17 protein-coding genes and 1 pseudogene are annotated in these 15,100 nt (G+C 69.0%); 9 read left to right on the forward strand and 9 right to left on the reverse strand.

The window, feature by feature from the left end:
• The first annotated feature begins 39 nt into the window (after positions 1–39).
• The 4 genes from P0Y52_02290 (at position 40) to P0Y52_02305 (ending at position 4,492) form a co-directional block, all read left to right on the forward strand.
• Positions 40–579: an RNA polymerase sigma factor gene (locus P0Y52_02290; protein WEK58390.1), complete on the forward strand. Its 540-nt coding sequence runs from the start codon at positions 40–42 to the stop codon at positions 577–579.
• An 85-nt stretch (positions 580–664) separates the two neighbouring features.
• Complete coding sequence (locus tag P0Y52_02295) at positions 665–1,636, forward strand: FecR domain-containing protein (GenBank protein ID WEK58391.1); 972 nt, start codon at positions 665–667, stop codon at positions 1,634–1,636.
• 20 nt (positions 1,637–1,656) lie between these two features.
• A complete protein-coding gene (locus P0Y52_02300) occupies positions 1,657–4,026 on the forward strand; it encodes a TonB-dependent receptor (GenBank protein WEK58392.1) in 2,370 nt (789 codons plus the stop codon).
• Positions 4,027–4,096: 70 nt separating this feature from the next.
• Entirely contained in the window at positions 4,097–4,492 is a 396-nt protein-coding gene (locus P0Y52_02305; protein ID WEK58393.1) for a DUF302 domain-containing protein, read from the forward strand.
• A 54-nt stretch (positions 4,493–4,546) separates the two neighbouring features.
• Here P0Y52_02305 and P0Y52_02310 read toward each other — a convergent pair.
• Positions 4,547–4,624 (reverse strand): annotated as a pseudogene (locus P0Y52_02310) (hypothetical protein).
• Between the two features lie 108 nt (positions 4,625–4,732).
• On the opposite strand from P0Y52_02310, the gene P0Y52_02315 reads away from it, so the two are divergent.
• Positions 4,733–5,302 (forward strand): cytochrome b/b6 domain-containing protein, encoded by a 570-nt coding sequence (locus tag P0Y52_02315; GenBank protein ID WEK58394.1) that lies wholly within the window; start codon positions 4,733–4,735, stop codon positions 5,300–5,302.
• A 27-nt stretch (positions 5,303–5,329) separates the two neighbouring features.
• Here P0Y52_02315 and P0Y52_02320 read toward each other — a convergent pair whose 3' ends face one another.
• Positions 5,330–6,019: a VIT family protein gene (locus tag P0Y52_02320; protein WEK58395.1), complete on the reverse strand. Its 690-nt coding sequence runs from the start codon at positions 6,017–6,019 to the stop codon at positions 5,330–5,332.
• A 193-nt stretch (positions 6,020–6,212) separates the two neighbouring features.
• Here P0Y52_02320 and P0Y52_02325 point away from each other — a divergent pair, with 193 nt between their 5' ends.
• From P0Y52_02325 to P0Y52_02340, 4 genes are all read left to right on the forward strand, one after another.
• Entirely contained in the window at positions 6,213–7,907 is a 1,695-nt protein-coding gene (locus tag P0Y52_02325) for an alkaline phosphatase family protein (protein ID WEK59428.1), read from the forward strand.
• Positions 7,908–8,034: 127 nt separating this feature from the next.
• Entirely contained in the window at positions 8,035–9,486 is a 1,452-nt protein-coding gene (gene pyk / locus P0Y52_02330) for a pyruvate kinase (protein WEK58396.1), read from the forward strand.
• A 162-nt stretch (positions 9,487–9,648) separates the two neighbouring features.
• Positions 9,649–10,689: a DNA adenine methylase gene (locus P0Y52_02335; protein ID WEK58397.1), complete on the forward strand. Its 1,041-nt coding sequence runs from the start codon at positions 9,649–9,651 to the stop codon at positions 10,687–10,689.
• Between the two features lie 37 nt (positions 10,690–10,726).
• Positions 10,727–10,873: a hypothetical protein gene (locus tag P0Y52_02340; protein ID WEK58398.1), complete on the forward strand. Its 147-nt coding sequence runs from the start codon at positions 10,727–10,729 to the stop codon at positions 10,871–10,873.
• On the opposite strand, the gene P0Y52_02345 is transcribed toward P0Y52_02340, so the two are convergent.
• The 7 genes from P0Y52_02345 to P0Y52_02375 all read right to left on the reverse strand — a co-directional run bounded on the left by P0Y52_02345 (position 10,870) and on the right by P0Y52_02375 (position 14,999).
• Positions 10,870–11,469, reverse strand: coding sequence for a ribonuclease HII (locus P0Y52_02345; GenBank protein ID WEK59429.1), 600 nt, complete (start codon positions 11,467–11,469; stop codon positions 10,870–10,872). The genes P0Y52_02340 and P0Y52_02345 overlap by 4 nt on opposite strands.
• A 507-nt stretch (positions 11,470–11,976) precedes the next feature.
• Positions 11,977–12,609 carry a DNA-3-methyladenine glycosylase I gene (locus P0Y52_02350; GenBank protein WEK58399.1) on the reverse strand — a complete coding sequence of 211 codons (633 nt, stop codon included), beginning with the start codon at positions 12,607–12,609 and terminating at the stop codon, positions 11,977–11,979.
• Between the two features lie 266 nt (positions 12,610–12,875).
• On the reverse strand, positions 12,876–13,850 hold the full coding sequence (locus tag P0Y52_02355; GenBank protein WEK58400.1) for a TraB/GumN family protein: 975 nt from the start codon (positions 13,848–13,850) through the stop codon (positions 12,876–12,878).
• Between the two features lie 82 nt (positions 13,851–13,932).
• A complete protein-coding gene (locus P0Y52_02360; GenBank protein ID WEK58401.1) occupies positions 13,933–14,091 on the reverse strand; it encodes a hypothetical protein in 159 nt (52 codons plus the stop codon).
• 30 nt (positions 14,092–14,121) lie between these two features.
• Positions 14,122–14,286: a hypothetical protein gene (locus P0Y52_02365; GenBank protein ID WEK58402.1), complete on the reverse strand. Its 165-nt coding sequence runs from the start codon at positions 14,284–14,286 to the stop codon at positions 14,122–14,124.
• 63 nt (positions 14,287–14,349) lie between these two features.
• Positions 14,350–14,550 carry a helix-turn-helix transcriptional regulator gene (locus tag P0Y52_02370; GenBank protein ID WEK58403.1) on the reverse strand — a complete coding sequence of 67 codons (201 nt, stop codon included), beginning with the start codon at positions 14,548–14,550 and terminating at the stop codon, positions 14,350–14,352.
• Complete coding sequence (locus tag P0Y52_02375) at positions 14,547–14,999, reverse strand: hypothetical protein (GenBank protein ID WEK58404.1); 453 nt, start codon at positions 14,997–14,999, stop codon at positions 14,547–14,549. Before P0Y52_02375 ends, P0Y52_02370 begins: the two co-directional genes overlap by 4 nt.
• Positions 15,000–15,100 lie beyond the last annotated feature (101 nt).

The following is a 15,100-nucleotide window of genomic DNA, read 5'->3' on the forward strand; positions in this document are numbered from 1 at the left end:
GCAACCCACGATGGCGCGGTGAATTCTCCGCATGGCCCCTTGCCGGACGCTGCCCCCGCCGTCGCTCGACAGGCGTTGGCGGACGCCTGGCTGGAGGTCCGGCCGGCCCTGGTGCGGTTCCTGACGGCGCGGACGGGGTCATCGGCGGCGGCGGAGGACCTGGCGCAGGATGTCTGGCTGCGGCTTCAGACCCTGACGGAGGCGGCGGCGGCCGAGGTGCGCCATCCGCAGGCCTTCCTCTATCGCATGGCGGCCAATCTGGCGCTGGACGCCTCCAAGGCCCAGAGGCGGGCCGGGGCGCGGGACCTGGAATGGCGACGCGCCCGCGCCGCCGACGCGGCTGAGGCCGAGGACGCGCCGTCGGCGGAGGACGCGGTCTGGGCGCGCTTGAAGCTGGAAAAGGTCATGGCGGCGATCGAACGGATGCCGCCCAAGGCCGCCCAGGCCTTTCGCCTGCACAAGCTCGGCGGGCTGAGCCAGGCCGAGGTCGCCGCGCGCATGGGGGTGTCGCTGAGCGCGGTCGAAAAATATGTCTCGGCCTCGCTGAAGGAGTTGCTGCTGCGGGTGGGGTGGCCATGACGACGCGATTTCGCCGTTTTTCATTGAGGGTGCGCGGCCGCCGCGTCGTCTCTCCCTCGAAGCCCGTTCGGGCCCGGACCGGATCATGACCGAGCACACAGTCGTCAGGGATGAGGAGATCGCCGCCCAGGCCGCCGCCTGGGTCGTGCGACTGCGCGCCGACGACGTTGCGGTCGAGGATCTGGCGGCGGCGACGGCCTGGATGGAGGGAGACCCGGCGCGGCGCAGGGCCTTTGACGAAGCCGAGGGCCTGTGGGCCGCGACCGACGGGCTGACGGAAGCCGTGGCGCCCGTGGTCGACCTGGCGGCGCATCGCGCCCGTCGCCGGGGTGTCGGGCGCCGCTGGCTGATCGCGGCGCCGGCGATGGCGGCGGCGGCGGCGGCGGCGGCGGTCATACTGGTTCCCCTGCTGCAGTCGGCGCCGGAGACGGTCTATCGCACCGCCCCGGGCGAGGTTCGCACGGTGTCGCTGGATGACGGGTCGCGGTTGCAGATCAACGGCGGCTCGACCCTGTCGGTGAGGATGGAGCGCGGACGTCGGCGTGTGCACATGGATCAGGCCGAGGTTCTGTTCGACGTGGCCCACGACGCGCGACGGCCCTTCCTGATCGACGTGGGCGAGAGCCAGGTCCGCGTTGTCGGCACGGCCTTCAACATCCGCCGCTCGGCCCAGGACACCGATGTTTCGGTGCTGCGCGGCGTGGTCGAGGTTTCCGATCTGGCCCAGCCGGCGCGCAAGGTCCGTCTGACGGTCGGTCAGGCGGTGCGGCGCAACGACGCCGAGGCGCGGATGGCCGTGGGGCGCGCCGATGTCGGCGCGGCGGCGGGCTGGACCCAGGGGCGTCGCGCCTATGACGACCGGCCCCTGTCCGAGGTCGCCGCCGACCTCAGCCGGGCCTTCCCGACCCCGGTGTCGGTGGCGCCCGATGCCGCGAATATCCGTTTTTCGGGCGTGATCCTGCTGGATGACGAGGATGCGGTGATCGCGCGGCTGGAACGCTTCCTGCCCGTCAAGGCCACTCGCGGCCCGCAGGGGGTTCGTCTAGAAAGGCGCTGAACCTTTGCGGACGTCGCCTCTTGATACGAGCCTGCCTCAGCGCCCTGATCGTCGCCTGCGGACTGGCGACGCCGACCGTCGGTTCGGCGCAGGACCGGTCATGGGTCGACGTCTCGGTCCCGCCCCAGCCCTTGCGATCCGCCCTGCTCGACTTCGGGCTGCAGGCCGGCGTGACCATCGACGTCGCCGGCAGCGAGCGATGCGGCCCCAGCCGCGGAGTGCGGGGCCGTCTGTCGGTTGATGCGGCGCTTGAGCGACTGACGCTGGGCGCCCGGTGCGCGGCGCGGCGCGTCAGTCCCGGCGCCTATCGGATTGTTCGCCTGGCGCCGCCGGCTGCGCCCGCCCGCACCGCGCCCGCGCCGCCGCCCGCCGATGTGACGACGCTGGGCGAGGTGGTGGTGACGGCCTCGCGGGCGGACAATCTGTTGCTGTCGCGCGCGCCCTACGGCTTGTCGTCGCTGGACGGGCTGACGCTGGAACAGGCCGGCGTGTCCGACCTGGCGGGGGTGGCGGCGCGCGTGGCGGGGCTGACCGTCACCAATCTGGGGCCGGGGCGGGACAAGCTGTTCATTCGCGGCATGGCCGACGGCCCGGTCGCAGGTCAGGCCCAGGCCCTGGTCGGCCTCTATCTGGATGATGTCCGCCTGACCTATGACGCGCCCGATCCGGCCCTGCGTCTGGCCGATATCGAACGGATCGAGGTGCTGCGGGGGCCGCAAGGGGCGCTCTATGGCGCCGGCTCCATGGGCGGCGTGGTGCAGGTGGTCAGCCGCGGGCCTGACCTGGCGGGGTTCTATGGCCGGGCGACCGCGGAGGCGGCCCTGACCGCGGGCGGCGCGCCCGGCGACGCCGTGGAGATGATGATCAACGCTCCCATTATCCGGGATCGGCTGGCCCTGCGCCTGGTCGGCTATGACGAGATGGTCGGCGGCTATGTCGACGATCCGGCGCTGGGGATCGACGACGGCGGCGACATGCGCCGCCAGGGACTGAGGGCCTCGACCCTGTGGCGCGCCCATCCGGCCTGGACCCTGCGAGCGGGTTTCCTGGCCCAGACCATCACAGTCGACGACAGCCAGTACGCCACCCTGGGGCCCGACAGGCCCTATGCGCGCCGACGTGGTCTGGAGGAGCCCAGCCGCAATGATTTCGACGCCGTCTGGGCCAGCATCGACGGCGACCTGGGCTGGGCGCGGCTGCGGGCCGCCTCAAGCCTGCAGGCTCACAGTCTGGACGCGCGATACGACGCCACCCCGTCGGCGGCCCTGTTCGGTCTGGCCGGGACGGCGGCGCTGGATCAGACCGACGACCTGTCCGCCGCGGTGCACGAGATCCGCCTGAACGGCGCCTGGGGGACGCGTCTCAGCTGGAGCGCGGGCCTGTTCTTTTCGGAATACACCCACGACCGGATCGTGGCGGTCTCGAACGGTCAGGGCGGCGAGGCGGTGGTGCGCCTGCATCGGCGGGATCATGTGGACGAGGCCGCCCTGTTCAGCGACGCCGCCTATGATCTGGGCGGCGGCTGGAAGATGACGGCGGGCGCGCGGCTGTTCCGCCTGGGCGTGGAGCATCGCAGCCAGACGAGCGAGGCGACCGGATCGTTCGAAGGCGAAGACCATCTGGTCGGCGTCGCGCCTCGGCTGGTGCTGGAATATGATCGGGGCCCCTGGGTCTTTTACGCGCTGGCGAGCGAGGGCTATCGCGGGCCGGGCTTCAACGCCGGCGCCCTGGGGCCGAGCGGAGAGCAGCCCTTTCGCGCCCTGCGTTCCGATGAAATCGTCGCCGGGGAGATGGGCGCGCGGTTCAGCCTTCTGCAAGGGCGGGTGCGAGGCCGCGCCGCCGTCTTCGTGGCCGACTGGCGCGACATCCAGTCTGACCGTTTCGACGCGCGCGGACTGCCCTTCACCGCCAATCTGGGCGACGGTCGCAACCGAGGCGTCGAGGGCGAGCTGGAATGGCGCGCCGGCCCGTGGACGCTGGACGGCCATGCCGTCATCAACGACCCGGAACTGACGCGGCCCGATCCGGGCTTCGCCCTGGGGCCTGACAGCCGTCTGCCTGCGGTCGCCGACTTCAGCGTCCAGGGCGGGGTGGTTCATGAAGCGCGACTGGCGCAGACCACGGTGCGGACGGAACTGCGTCTGGGTTATGTCGGCCCGACCGATATCGCCCTGTCTCCGACCTCGACAGGGGCGTCAGCCGGCTATCTGAGCAGCCAGATCGGGGTCAGCGCCGACATTGGCCGCTGGGGCGTCAGAGCCTCCGTGGACAATCTGTTCAACCGCAGCGACGACACCTTCAGCTTCGGCAATCCCTATTATCGCGCGGACGGCGTGCGCACGCCCCTGCGGCCTGTCACCGGACGTCTGGCCCTGACCGCCCGGTTCTGAAAGCCGAGCAGCGCGGGCCGCGAGCAACGGCGAGGCGTCTTGACCGTTGATCCGTGCCAAGGAGGTTTTCATGTCCTACTATCACAGCAGACGCACGCCCCGGTCGTTCGACGAGGCCGTGGCCCGGACGCGCGAGGCGCTGAAGGCCGAGCATTTCGGCGTCATCACCGAGATCGACATCGCCCAGACCTTCAAACAGAAACTGGATGTCGACTTTCGCCCCTACGTCATCCTGGGCGCCTGCAACCCTGCGGCCGCCTACGACGCCCTGAAGACGGAAGACAAGGTCGGGGTCATGCTGCCGTGCAACGTCATCATCCAGGCCTCGCCCTCCGGGGAAGGATGCGAGATCGCAGCGGTCGATCCGGTCGCCTCCATGTCGGCGATCGACAACCCGGCGCTGACGGCCAGGGCCGAGGAGATCGGGGCCAGCCTGCGTCGAGCCATCGACGCCGCCGTGACCTAGGAAGGCGCTGGTCATCCAGGCCGGCTTTGCGCCCGTCGAGAAGTAGAGGGCCAGACCCAGCATCAGAACGAAGCCGGGCAGCATGAAGCCGAGGCCGGCGAGGACGCCGCCGATCCGACCTTTCGCCCTCATGCCCAGATGGACGCAGAGCTCATGGGCTTCGGGGCCGGGCAGCTTGGCTGTGGCGTCCCGCGCTTAAAGCTGACACCATCCGGCGACGTCATTTGAGGGAAGGCCTTCATGATCACCCGTTTCGCCAGCAAGGATCGCTACAACGCCGTCGCGGCTGGGCTGCACTGGCTGATCGCCGGGCTGCTTTTCGTGGAAATCTATGTCGGCTGGACCTTTGGCGACATGGACCGGGGTGCGGCGCGCGATCTGTGGTTCGACTGGCACAAGACGCTGGGGATCTCGATTCTGGCGCTCAGTCTGGCCCGCCTGGGCTGGCGCGTGGCCAATCCGCCGCCGCCGCTTCCCGCCCGGACGCCGCGCTGGCAGCGGGTGCTGGCGGGGTTCAGCCATTTCGGCTTCTACCTGATCCTGATCGGCCTGCCGCTGACGGGCTGGGCGGCGGTCTCCACTGGGCGGGCAGCCCTGACCAGCGACATGATGACCCTGGTCGGCGGCCTGTCATGGCCCCTGATCCCCGGCCTGCCGCGCGTCCTGCATGAACCCATGGAAGGGGTTCACGAACTGCTGGTGAAGCTGACCTACGTCCTGGTCGTGCTTCACGTCGCGGCGGCCCTGAAGCACCAGTTCCTGGACAAGGGGCCGATGGCCGGCCGGATGTGGCCTTTCACGCGCGGCTGAGGCGGCTTCGGCGCGGGGAGCCCCCGATCAGGCGGCGACGCCGAACAGGCGACCGACGCCGGCCGTGATGGCCATGGCCAGAGCGCCCCAGAAGACCACCCGCGTGACGGATCGGCCGACGGGCGCGCCTCCGGCCCTGGCTCCCAATGCGCCTAGCAGGGCCAGGCCGATCAAGGCCGACCCGGCGACCCACAGGGCCAGGCTGGCCATGGGCGCGAAGGCGGCGACGACCAGGGGCAGGGCCGCCCCCGCTGAAAAGGTCACGGCCGAGGTGATGGCCGCCTGGATGGGTCGGGCGGTGGTGATCTCGGAGATGCCGAGTTCGTCGCGGGCGTGGGCGCCGAGGGCGTCGTGGGCCATCATCTGTTTGGCGACTTCCGTGGCCAGATCGGGCGTGACCCCGCGCGCGGCGTAGATCCCCGCCAGTTCCCGCACCTCGGCCTCGTGATCGCCGGCGAGCTCCGAGGTCTCGCGCGCCAGATCGGCCTTTTCCGTGTCGGACTGCGAACTGACCGAAACATATTCTCCCGCGGCCATCGACATGGCGCCGGCGGCGAGGCCTGCGACCCCCGCGACCAGGACCGCTCCGTGGCCGGAGGCGGCGGCGGCCACGCCGACGATCAGGCTGGCGGTCGAGACCAGACCGTCATTGGCCCCCAGCACCGCGGCCCTGAGCCAGCCGATGCGCTCGACTCGATGAGATTCCCTGTGAGGCATGGTCTTTCCTCCGCCCATCTTTGCAGCAGACGCCGAATGGGCCGCCGAGGCAAGATCGGGAGAAGGCGGCTTCGACGAGGCCGCATCAGGGCTGTCGGGTCCGATGCGGGCGTTTCTCTGGCCGCGCTTGTCTTGGCGCCGTTACGCTGGGGGGGTAGTCACCCGGCATCCTGTGGTGTTTTCGGTGTTCAAGATGATCTTCAGCCGCGTTCTGGTCCCGACCCTCGCGCTCGCCCTGATTTCGGGCGTCTCCCTTCCGGCGATGGCGCAGCAGGCGGCCCAGCCGGTCGCGGCCAGCGCGTCCGCCCAGCGCGCCGCGCCGGCCCTGGTCGTGACCATCGTGGTCGATCAACTGAGCGCCAACCTGTTCAACCAGTATCGCAGCCAGTTCACCGGTGGTCTGAAGACCCTGGCCGATCAGGGTCTGGTCTCGATCAACGGCTATCAGACGCATGGCGTCACCGTGACCTGCGCCGGCCATTCCACCGTCCTGACCGGCGTGCATCCGACGCACAGCGGCATCCCGGCCAATGACTGGATCGACACCACGACGGGCGAGGAGACCTATTGCCTGGCCGCGCCGCAAAACACGCTGGCGCACGGCAAGAACACCGACAACGGCCCGGTCGGGCCCGATCAGCTGAAGGCCTCGACGCTGGGCGACTGGCTGAAGAGCGTCAGCCCGACCAGCCGCGTCTTCGGCATCTCCGGCAAGGATCGCGGGGCGATCAACCTGGCCGGGCACAAGGCCGACGGCGCCTTCTGGCTGACGGCTGATTTCGGCTTCACCACCTATGTCGAGCCGGGTCAGTCGGCGGAAGCCAGGCTGGCGCCCGTGGCCGCGATCAATGCGCGGATGATCGAGCGGTTTACGCGCCAGGCGCCGGTGTGGAGCTACGCCCATGACGCCTGCCGCCGTCTGGAGGGCCAATGGGTGATCGGCGGTCAGACCTTCAACTCGACCGTGCCGCCGTCGAACTTCAGCCTCGACAGCTCGCCGATCCTGGATGAACTGACGCTGGAAGGCGCCGCCGCCCTCCTGGACGAGCAGCAACTGGGCCGTCGCGGCGTCACCGACATGCTGGGCGTCAGCCTGTCGGCCACCGACCGCATCGGTCACGGCTATGGCACGCAAGGCCCGGAGATGTGCGAGCAGATGCTGCGTCTCGACGCGGCGCTGGGCGTCTTTCTCGACAAGCTGTCGACCATCCCTGGCGGCGTGATCGTGACCCTGACCGCCGACCATGGCGGCTCAGACTTCCCCGAGCGCACCTCGGTCGAGGGCTATCCGGCGGCGGGTCGCGTGGACCGCGCCCTGATGCCGCGCGTCAATGATGCGCTGAAGGCCCGCTTCAAGCTGGACGCCAATCCCCTGGTGTCGTCGGCCGGCGGGTTGATCGTGGTCGATGCGGACAAGAAGTCGCTGGCCGAGCCGCTGCGCAGCCAGGTGCTGGCCGCCGCTGTGGACCTGCTGAACCAGGAACCGCAGGTCGCCCTGGCCGTGTCGCGCGACGAACTGCTGGCCGAGCCGATCCCGGCCTCTGACAACCCCGAGGAACTGAGCGTGCGCCAACGTCTGCGCCTGTCGGCGGTGGCCGAGCGCGCGCCCGACATCATGCGTTCCTATCAGCCGGGCCTGACCGGCTCGGGCCGGGTCGGCGGCGCCGTTTCCAGCCACGGTTCGCCCTGGGACTATGACCGCCGCGTGCCGATCATCTTCTGGTGGCCGGGCGCCGAGGGTCAGGAACGCTTCCTGCCGATGCGCACCATCGACATCGCTCCGACCCTGGCCCACCTGATCGGAGTCAAGCCGACGGACGCGGTGGACGGCCGCTGCATGGACCTGCCGCAGTTCGCCAATGGGCGTTGCGAGACGGCCAAACCGTAAGCCGCGCTCATAAACTCGTGTTTCGGGCCGGGGGCGTGGTCTTACGTCCCCGGCGTTTCGTTGGCACAAGAGGGACAAGGCCTCTGAGGGGAGGTCATGGCCGTCAGAGCCGCTTCGAGGAAACACCATGAACAGAGCCCGCCGCGCGCGCATTGTTGCGACCCTGGGACCCGCGAGCCGTTCGCCCGCGACCGTCAAGGCGCTGGCCCAGGCCGGGGTGGACGTCTTCCGCCTGAACTTCAGCCACGGCTCGCACGAGGATCACGCCGCCGCCTTCAAGGCCGTGCGCGGGGCCGAGATGGCGCTGAAGCGCCCGCTGGGAATCTTGGCCGACCTGCAGGGCCCCAAGCTGCGGCTGGGCCGGTTCGTCGATGTCGAGATCGCCATCAGGCCGGGCCACAAGATGCGCTTCGACCTGAACCCCGAGCTGGGCGACGAGACACGGGTGCAGATGCCGCACCCGGAAATCTTCAAGGCCCTGCGCACCGGCATGCTGCTGCTGATCGACGACGGGCGCATCCGCCTGCGGGTCGGCGAACGCACCGACGAATGGGCCGACGTGACGGTCGAGAGCGGCTCGAAACTGTCGGACCGCAAGGGCGTGGCGGTGCCGGAGGCCGTCATTCCGGTGTCGGCCCTGACGCCCAAGGACCGCGAGGATCTGGCTTTCGCCCTGCGTCTAGGCGTCGACTGGGTGGCCCTCAGCTTCGTGCAGCAGGCCGAGGACATGGCCGAGCTGAAGCGGATTGTGAACGGCCGCGCCGCCTGCATGGCCAAGATCGAAAAGCCCCAGGCGCTGAACGATCTGGAGAGCATTCTCGACTACTGCGACGGCGTCATGGTCGCGCGCGGCGATCTGGGCGTCGAGATGGAGCCGGAAGAAGTGCCGGTGGCGCAGAAGAAGATCCTGCGCGCCGCCCGCCAGCGCGGCGTGCCCGCCATCGTGGCCACGCAGATGCTGGAATCCATGACCAGCTCGCCGGCCCCGACGCGGGCCGAGGCGTCCGATGTGGCCAACGCCGTCTATGAGGGCGCCGACGCCCTGATGCTGTCGGCGGAGACCGCGTCCGGCGACTATCCGATGGAGGCGGTGCAGATCATGAACCGCATCATGGAGCGGGTGGAGCAGGATCCCCTGTGGCCCGGCCTGATGGACGCCGAGCATGCGGGCATGGACATCCACGACGTCGACGCCCTGGTGGCGGCGGCGAGGAAGGCGGCGGAGGCGGCCTCGACCGCCTGCATGGTGGTGTTCACGACCCTGGGGGGCACGGCGCGGCGGATGTCGCGCGAGCGGCCCTTGCAGCCGGTGCTGGCCCTGACGCCCAAGCCCGAGACGGCGCGTCGTCTGGCGCTGGTCTGGGGGCTGGAGCCACGTCTGGGCGAACAGCCGACCTCGCTGGAAGGCCTGACCGACGACGCGGTCGAAAGCGCCATGATCTATGGCCTGGCCGAGGCCGGTCAGCGCATCCTGATCCTGGCCGGAACGCCTTTCGGCGCGCCGGGGGCCGCGAATCTGTTGCGTCTGGCCCATGCTCCGGCCCATGTTCCGGGAAAGGTGAAGCGCGGCCAGGACTGAGGTATTATTCCTCCCCTGTGCAGCGTCAGCGAAACGGGGGAGGGGGACCGCGCAGCGGTGGAGGGGGCGACCCTGAAACGCAGCGCTGGCTTTCGGCCCCCTCCACCATCCTTCGGATGGTCCCCCTCCCCCGCAAAGGGACGGGGGAGGATCGGAGAACGAATGATCAAGTACATCGGCTCAAAGCGCGCGCTTCTGGGCCATGTCACGGGTGCGGTTCGCGCCGCCCTGCCGGACGGCGGGACGGTCTGCGACCTGTTTTCCGGCTCGGCCCGCGTCGGTCATGCCCTGAAGGGGCAGGGGTTCCGCGTCTGGTCCAACGACCACAACGCCTATGCCCACACCCTCGCCACGGCCTATGTCCAGGCCGACCGTGAGCGCTGGGAGACGCAGGCCCAGGTCATCCTGACCGAACTGCGGACAGTGACGCCCGAGGCCGGCTGGTTCACCAAGGCCTTCTGCGAGGACGCCCGCTTCTTCCATCCCGACAACGGCGCCCGCATCGACGCCATGCGCACCCGCATCGAGGCCATGGGGCTGGAGCCGGAACTGAAGGCTGTGGTTCTGGTCGCCCTGATGGAGGCGGCGGACCGGGTGGATTCCACCGCCGGGTTGCAGATGGCCTATATGAAGCAGTGGGCGCCGCGGGCGTTGAAGCCGCTGGAACTGCGGCTGCCGGACCTGCGGCCGGGCGTGGCGGCGGGGCCGTGCAAGGCGACGCAGGGCGATGCGGTTGAGATCGCCGATCAGGTGGAGGCCGATCTGGTCTATCTGGACCCGCCCTATAACCAGCACTCCTATCTGGCCAACTACCACTGCTGGGAAAGCCTGATCCTGTGGGACAAGCCGGAGACCTACGGCATCGCCAACAAGCGGGTGGACGTGCGGACCCGCAAGAGCCCCTTCAACAGCCGCCCCGGCATCGGCCCGGCGCTGCAATCCGTGGTCGAACGGTTGAAGACGCCCAACCTGATCGTCAGTTTCAACGACGAGGGCTATCTGAGCCGCGACGACCTGACGGCCATGCTGTCGGCGCGCGGCCATGTGCAGGTGGTCGAGATCCCGCGCCCCCGCTACGTCGGCGCCCGCATCGGCATCCATAACCGCAAGGGCGAGAAGGTCGGCGCCGTCGGGCGGCTGCGCAACGTCGAGCATCTGTTCGTCGTGACGCAAAAGCCACTGAGCCTGCCGGTCGCCGCCTGAGGCGGAACCATCTGACGGAGTTCCGGTTACAGAGGACATGAGCGCCTCGAACGACCCTTCGGCTTCGACGTCAGAGCCTCGCCGCAAGTCGGCCAGCGGATTGCCCAACTGGGTGTTGTTCGTTCTGATCGCGGCGGTGGTCGTTATCCTGGGCCTGCTGGTCGCGGGCGCGACGGGCGGCTAGGCGGTTTCCAGCAAGGCCTTGATCGGCGCCCAGCTGCGGCGATGTTCGGGGCAGGGGCCGAGGGTGTTCAGGGCCTGCTGATGGATGGGGGCGTTGTAGCCCTTGTGGCTGGCGAAGCCGTAGCCCGGATAGGTCGCATCCATTTCGATCATCAGCCGGTCGCGCGCCGTCTTGGCCAGGATGGAGGCGGCGGCGATGGACAGAGAGCGGCTGTCGCCCTTGACCACGGGCGTCACCGCGCAGGGCAGCTTGAAGCGGTAGTTGCCGTCCACCAGGGCGTGAACCGGCGGATGGGCCAGGGCCTCGACCGCGCGGCGCATGGCCAGGCCGGTGGCGTGCAGAATGTTCAGTTCGTCGATCTCCTCGACCGAGGCGAAGCCGATGCCCCAGGCGAGGGCGCGGGCCTTGATCTGAGGCTCCAGCGCGGCGCGGCGTTTCTCCGTCAGGGCCTTGGAGTCGTCGATGCCGGGCGGCAGGTCGTCGGGGTTCAGGATCACCGCCGCCGCCGACACCGGCCCGGCCCAGGGACCGCGCCCCGCCTCGTCCACGCCGCAGACGTGACCGTTCCAGGCGGCGCACGCCTCCAGCTCCAGCATCAGGGTGGGGAAGGGGCGGTCGATCTTGGGGGCGGCTTTAGGCGGCTTCATCGCGCGTCAGTGCCACGAACGGATGCGGGGCGGAAGGCGGTCGTGCTGAATGTCAGCTAAGGGTGGAAAGCAGACCTTCGCTAGGGGCGAACCGCTAGGCGCCAAGTTGCGACCAGAGCGATAGCCTTTCGCGCGATGTCCAGCCGGTGCTCGTCGCTGGTTTCGAACTCGATCCGATCCCGTTCTATCTCTGCGAGATATTCGACGATTTGTGTCTCTGTCGAACCGGATCGCACCAACTCCCAGAAGCCAGGCAGATAGGCTCGATATTCATCGTCAGCCCACCCATCCAGATCCGAAACACCAATGGGGTCCCACTGACGAAACAAGAGGCGATCTAGAGCTTCGTAGGCGCAGGCATCTTCCGCGCTGAGTTTCGTTCCCATGCCAGCAGATTGCAGCCCAAATCCTATGTCCGCAACGGGTCGAAAGCAGACAAACGCGAGACGCCCACAATCAGACCTTTGCGACTACGCCGGATCCGTCCGCTGCGCCCACCTCGCTATGCCGGAAGCAGGTCGTCTGGTGGTCGTTGACCATGCCGACGGCCTGCATGAAGGCGTAGGTGATGACCGGGCCGCAGAATTTGAAGCCTCTCGCTTTCAGGGCCTTGGCCATGGCGACGCTTTGCGGCGTCTGGGTCGGGGCCTCGCGGAAACAGCTCCACTGGTTCACCAGCGGCTGGCCGTCGACGAAGGACCAGAGCCAGGCGGAGAAGTCCTCGCCGTTGTCCCTCATGTCGAGCCATATGCGGGCGCCGTTGATGGCGGCGTCGATCTTGGCGCGTGAGCGGATGATGCGCGCGTCGGCCAGCAGCCGGGCGCGGTCGGCGTCGTCATAGCGGGCGATGATCTCGGGATCGAAGCCGTGGAAGGCCTCACGCATCCCTTCGCGCTTCCTCAGGATGGTGATCCAGGCCAGCCCGGCCTGAAAGCCGTCCAGCACCAGCTTCTCCCACAGGGCGCGAGGATCGTACTCGGGCACGCCCCATTCGGTGTCGTGGTAGGCGATGTAGAGCAGGTCGGTCGTGCCGCACCAGCCGCAGCGGCCATTGGCCTTGTCTATGGGGGCTTTCTCGGATTCGATCATGGGGGCGATGTTGCGGGAATGTTCTGGTGGCGCAAGGGGGAACAATATCTTCCGACATCCTCCGGCAAGCCGCGAAGCGGCGCTGACCGGGGGACCCAGCGGCGCCCGTTAGGGCGAAACCCACGCGCCGCGCTTGCTGTGAAGATCGCCTTCGGCGCCGCTGGGTCCCCCGGTCTCGCTACGCTCGCCGGAGGATGACGAAAAGAAGGGGCAGAGAAAAAGGCCCGGCGTTTCCGCCGGACCTCTCGTGTGGTCGAAGCTGGAGCTTACAGCCGTTCGACCGTGAACCCGCGCGCCTTCAGCATGTCGATGAGGCTGTCCTGATCGGCCAGGTGGGCGACGCCGACGGCGACGAAGGCGCTGCCGGAGCCCTGCATCATCGTCGCGATCTGGTCGGTCCAGTCGGCGTTGCGGACGATCAGGGCGGCGCGGTGGACGTCTTCGTGGATGTCGCGGGTGTCGAGGCGGTTCAGGCGGCCGACCTCGGCGGCGTCGCCCGCCAGCCAGGCGGCGACGGTCTGATCCAGCTTGGGCACGATCTGGCTGCCGTTGCGGACATAGTTGTTCAGGTAGGCGATCTGGGCCTCTTCGCTCATGCTGGCGATCAGGCGCAGCTGGATGTCGGCGGTCTCGAAGCCGTGGATGGTTTTGCCCTCGGCGCGGGCCCGCTCCATCAGGGTCTTGTCCACCCCGGCGTCGGGGCGATAGCCGGCCTGCAGGGGCGCGCTTCCGGCGACCATGAAGGCGGCCAGCCAGGGGCGATAGGCGTCGAGCGCCGCGCCGTTGGCGCCGACGCCCTGGGCGGCCTTGTCGAAGGCGGCGAAATCCTCGGCCGACAGGATCGACGACAGGGGGCGGTCGGGGGTGACGCCGTGCTGCTGGGCCACCCTGGCGGCGACGGTGGGATCATCCTGATCGGCGACCTCGACCCAGAACTGGTCAGCCTCGGCGAAGGCGGCGTCCACCTTGGCCGAGCCCCAGGCCGTGCCGGGGCGCAGGTAGTGGATGGTGCCGAACAGATAGACGGTCGAGTCCGCGTCCTTGACCACCCACAAAGGCGGGCCGGCGCCCTCAGCGCGGGGGATGGGGGCGGCGGCGGCGGCCGGGGCTGCCGCCTGCTGAGCGTGGGCGGCGCCGGGGAAGGCGGCGAGGGCAGCGCTGGCGGCCAGGGCGGCGCAGGCGCCGAGGGCCAGGCGCGAGACGTGGTTGGCCGTACGGCCCATGCGGTTGGCGAGGGTCATTGGTTCGTCCTTGGATTGTGGGGTGTTTCGAGGCGCCGATCAGGTCGGCGGCGGCATCAGCCGGGCGGGCTGGAAGGTCGGATCAGAAGGCGTTGGAAACGGCGGTGGCGATGACGGCGACGGGCTGGGCCTGCCCGAAGGTGGGGACGGCCTCGATGGCCGTGGTGATCAGCAGGGCGCCGCAGACGCCGAGGGCGAAGCCCGAGAAGCGTTCGACGATGACGGAGTAGAGATTGAACATGGGTCTGGTCCTGAAAATGAGATGGAGGGCTTAGCGGGCGGCGGCGGCGGCGGCGGGGGCGTCAAACCAGACGGCGGCCTGGCTGGGGCTGGGCAGGGTCATGGCGGCGAGGAAGATCAGCATCCCTCCGCAGACGCCCAGGGCGAGGTCGGAGACGTGTTTGGCCGCTTGGCCCATGCGGTTGGCGCAGGTCATTGGTTCGTCCTTTGAATGTCGGTGTGTTTTTTGAAGGATGGCGGGCGCGGGGCCTCGCCGGGATCACTGAACGAAGATGGCTTCGATCGGTCGGCCGAAGAGGCGGGAGATGCGGAAGGCCAGAGGCAGGGAGGGGTCGTAGCGGCCCTTTTCCAGCGCCTGAACGGTTTGACGCGAGACGCCGAGCTGTTCGGCGAGATCGGCCTGGGTCCAGTTGCGCTCGGCGCGGAAGACCTTGAGGCGGTTGACGAACTCGCTGGTCATCGCCGGGCCATCCACCAGCCGCACCAGGCGATGCCGTAGCCGAGGACCTGGGCGGCGAAGACGCCGAGGACGCCGGCGGCGACCAGGGCCGCGTCGGAGTGCGGCGCCTGGGCGGGCAGCAGGTCTGCCCCGTTGGCGGCGGCGATGATGACGGCGGCGCCGCCGACGAGGCCCAGGTTGCCGCCCCACCACCAGACCCACTTGTGGGCTTCCTTGGCGGCTTCATCCAGGCCGCGCCAACAGTAGAGGGTGTGCAGGGCCAGGAAGACGGCCAGACCGGCGGCAAGGACGACCTCGCCGATCGACGGCGCCTGGCCCCAGGCGGCGGGCCAGAAGGGGGTGGCGGCGGTGGCGCTGACGCCGACCACGGTGAGGGCGCACAGGCCGACCGTCAGATCGTCCATCTTCTTCTTCTTGTTGGCGGCGATGGCCTTGGCTTCAGTGTTCATGACAAGCTCCCCTGTCGTTGTGACAAGTGAACTTTACCAACGCTGCGTTTGGCGTCAAGCGACTTTTACATCATGACAAGCAGATTTTCCGTTTTGTCGAA

This window comes from Candidatus Brevundimonas phytovorans (assembly GCA_029203145.1).
GTDB lineage: Bacteria > Pseudomonadota > Alphaproteobacteria > Caulobacterales > Caulobacteraceae > Brevundimonas > Brevundimonas phytovorans.

Excerpts from the sequence above, each read along its gene's own strand:
- P0Y52_02295 (WEK58391.1), top strand. The coding sequence starts at position 665 with ATGACCGAGCACACAGTCGTCAGGGATGAGGAGATCGCCGCCCAGGCC.
- P0Y52_02305 (WEK58393.1), top strand. The coding sequence starts at position 4,097 with ATGTCCTACTATCACAGCAGACGCACGCCCCGGTCGTTCGACGAGGCC.
- P0Y52_02315 (WEK58394.1), top strand. The coding sequence starts at position 4,733 with ATGATCACCCGTTTCGCCAGCAAGGATCGCTACAACGCCGTCGCGGCT.
- P0Y52_02320 (WEK58395.1), bottom strand. The coding sequence starts at position 6,019 with ATGCCTCACAGGGAATCTCATCGAGTCGAGCGCATCGGCTGGCTCAGG.
- P0Y52_02325 (WEK59428.1), top strand. The coding sequence starts at position 6,213 with ATGATCTTCAGCCGCGTTCTGGTCCCGACCCTCGCGCTCGCCCTGATT.
- pyk (WEK58396.1), top strand. The coding sequence starts at position 8,035 with ATGAACAGAGCCCGCCGCGCGCGCATTGTTGCGACCCTGGGACCCGCG.
- P0Y52_02335 (WEK58397.1), top strand. The coding sequence starts at position 9,649 with ATGATCAAGTACATCGGCTCAAAGCGCGCGCTTCTGGGCCATGTCACG.
- P0Y52_02340 (WEK58398.1), top strand. The coding sequence starts at position 10,727 with ATGAGCGCCTCGAACGACCCTTCGGCTTCGACGTCAGAGCCTCGCCGC.
- P0Y52_02345 (WEK59429.1), bottom strand. The coding sequence starts at position 11,469 with ATGCTGGAGCTGGAGGCGTGCGCCGCCTGGAACGGTCACGTCTGCGGC.
- P0Y52_02350 (WEK58399.1), bottom strand. The coding sequence starts at position 12,609 with ATGATCGAATCCGAGAAAGCCCCCATAGACAAGGCCAATGGCCGCTGC.
- P0Y52_02355 (WEK58400.1), bottom strand. The coding sequence starts at position 13,850 with ATGACCCTCGCCAACCGCATGGGCCGTACGGCCAACCACGTCTCGCGC.
- P0Y52_02360 (WEK58401.1), bottom strand. The coding sequence starts at position 14,091 with ATGTTCAATCTCTACTCCGTCATCGTCGAACGCTTCTCGGGCTTCGCC.
- P0Y52_02365 (WEK58402.1), bottom strand. The coding sequence starts at position 14,286 with ATGACCTGCGCCAACCGCATGGGCCAAGCGGCCAAACACGTCTCCGAC.
- P0Y52_02370 (WEK58403.1), bottom strand. The coding sequence starts at position 14,550 with ATGACCAGCGAGTTCGTCAACCGCCTCAAGGTCTTCCGCGCCGAGCGC.
- P0Y52_02375 (WEK58404.1), bottom strand. The coding sequence starts at position 14,999 with ATGAACACTGAAGCCAAGGCCATCGCCGCCAACAAGAAGAAGAAGATG.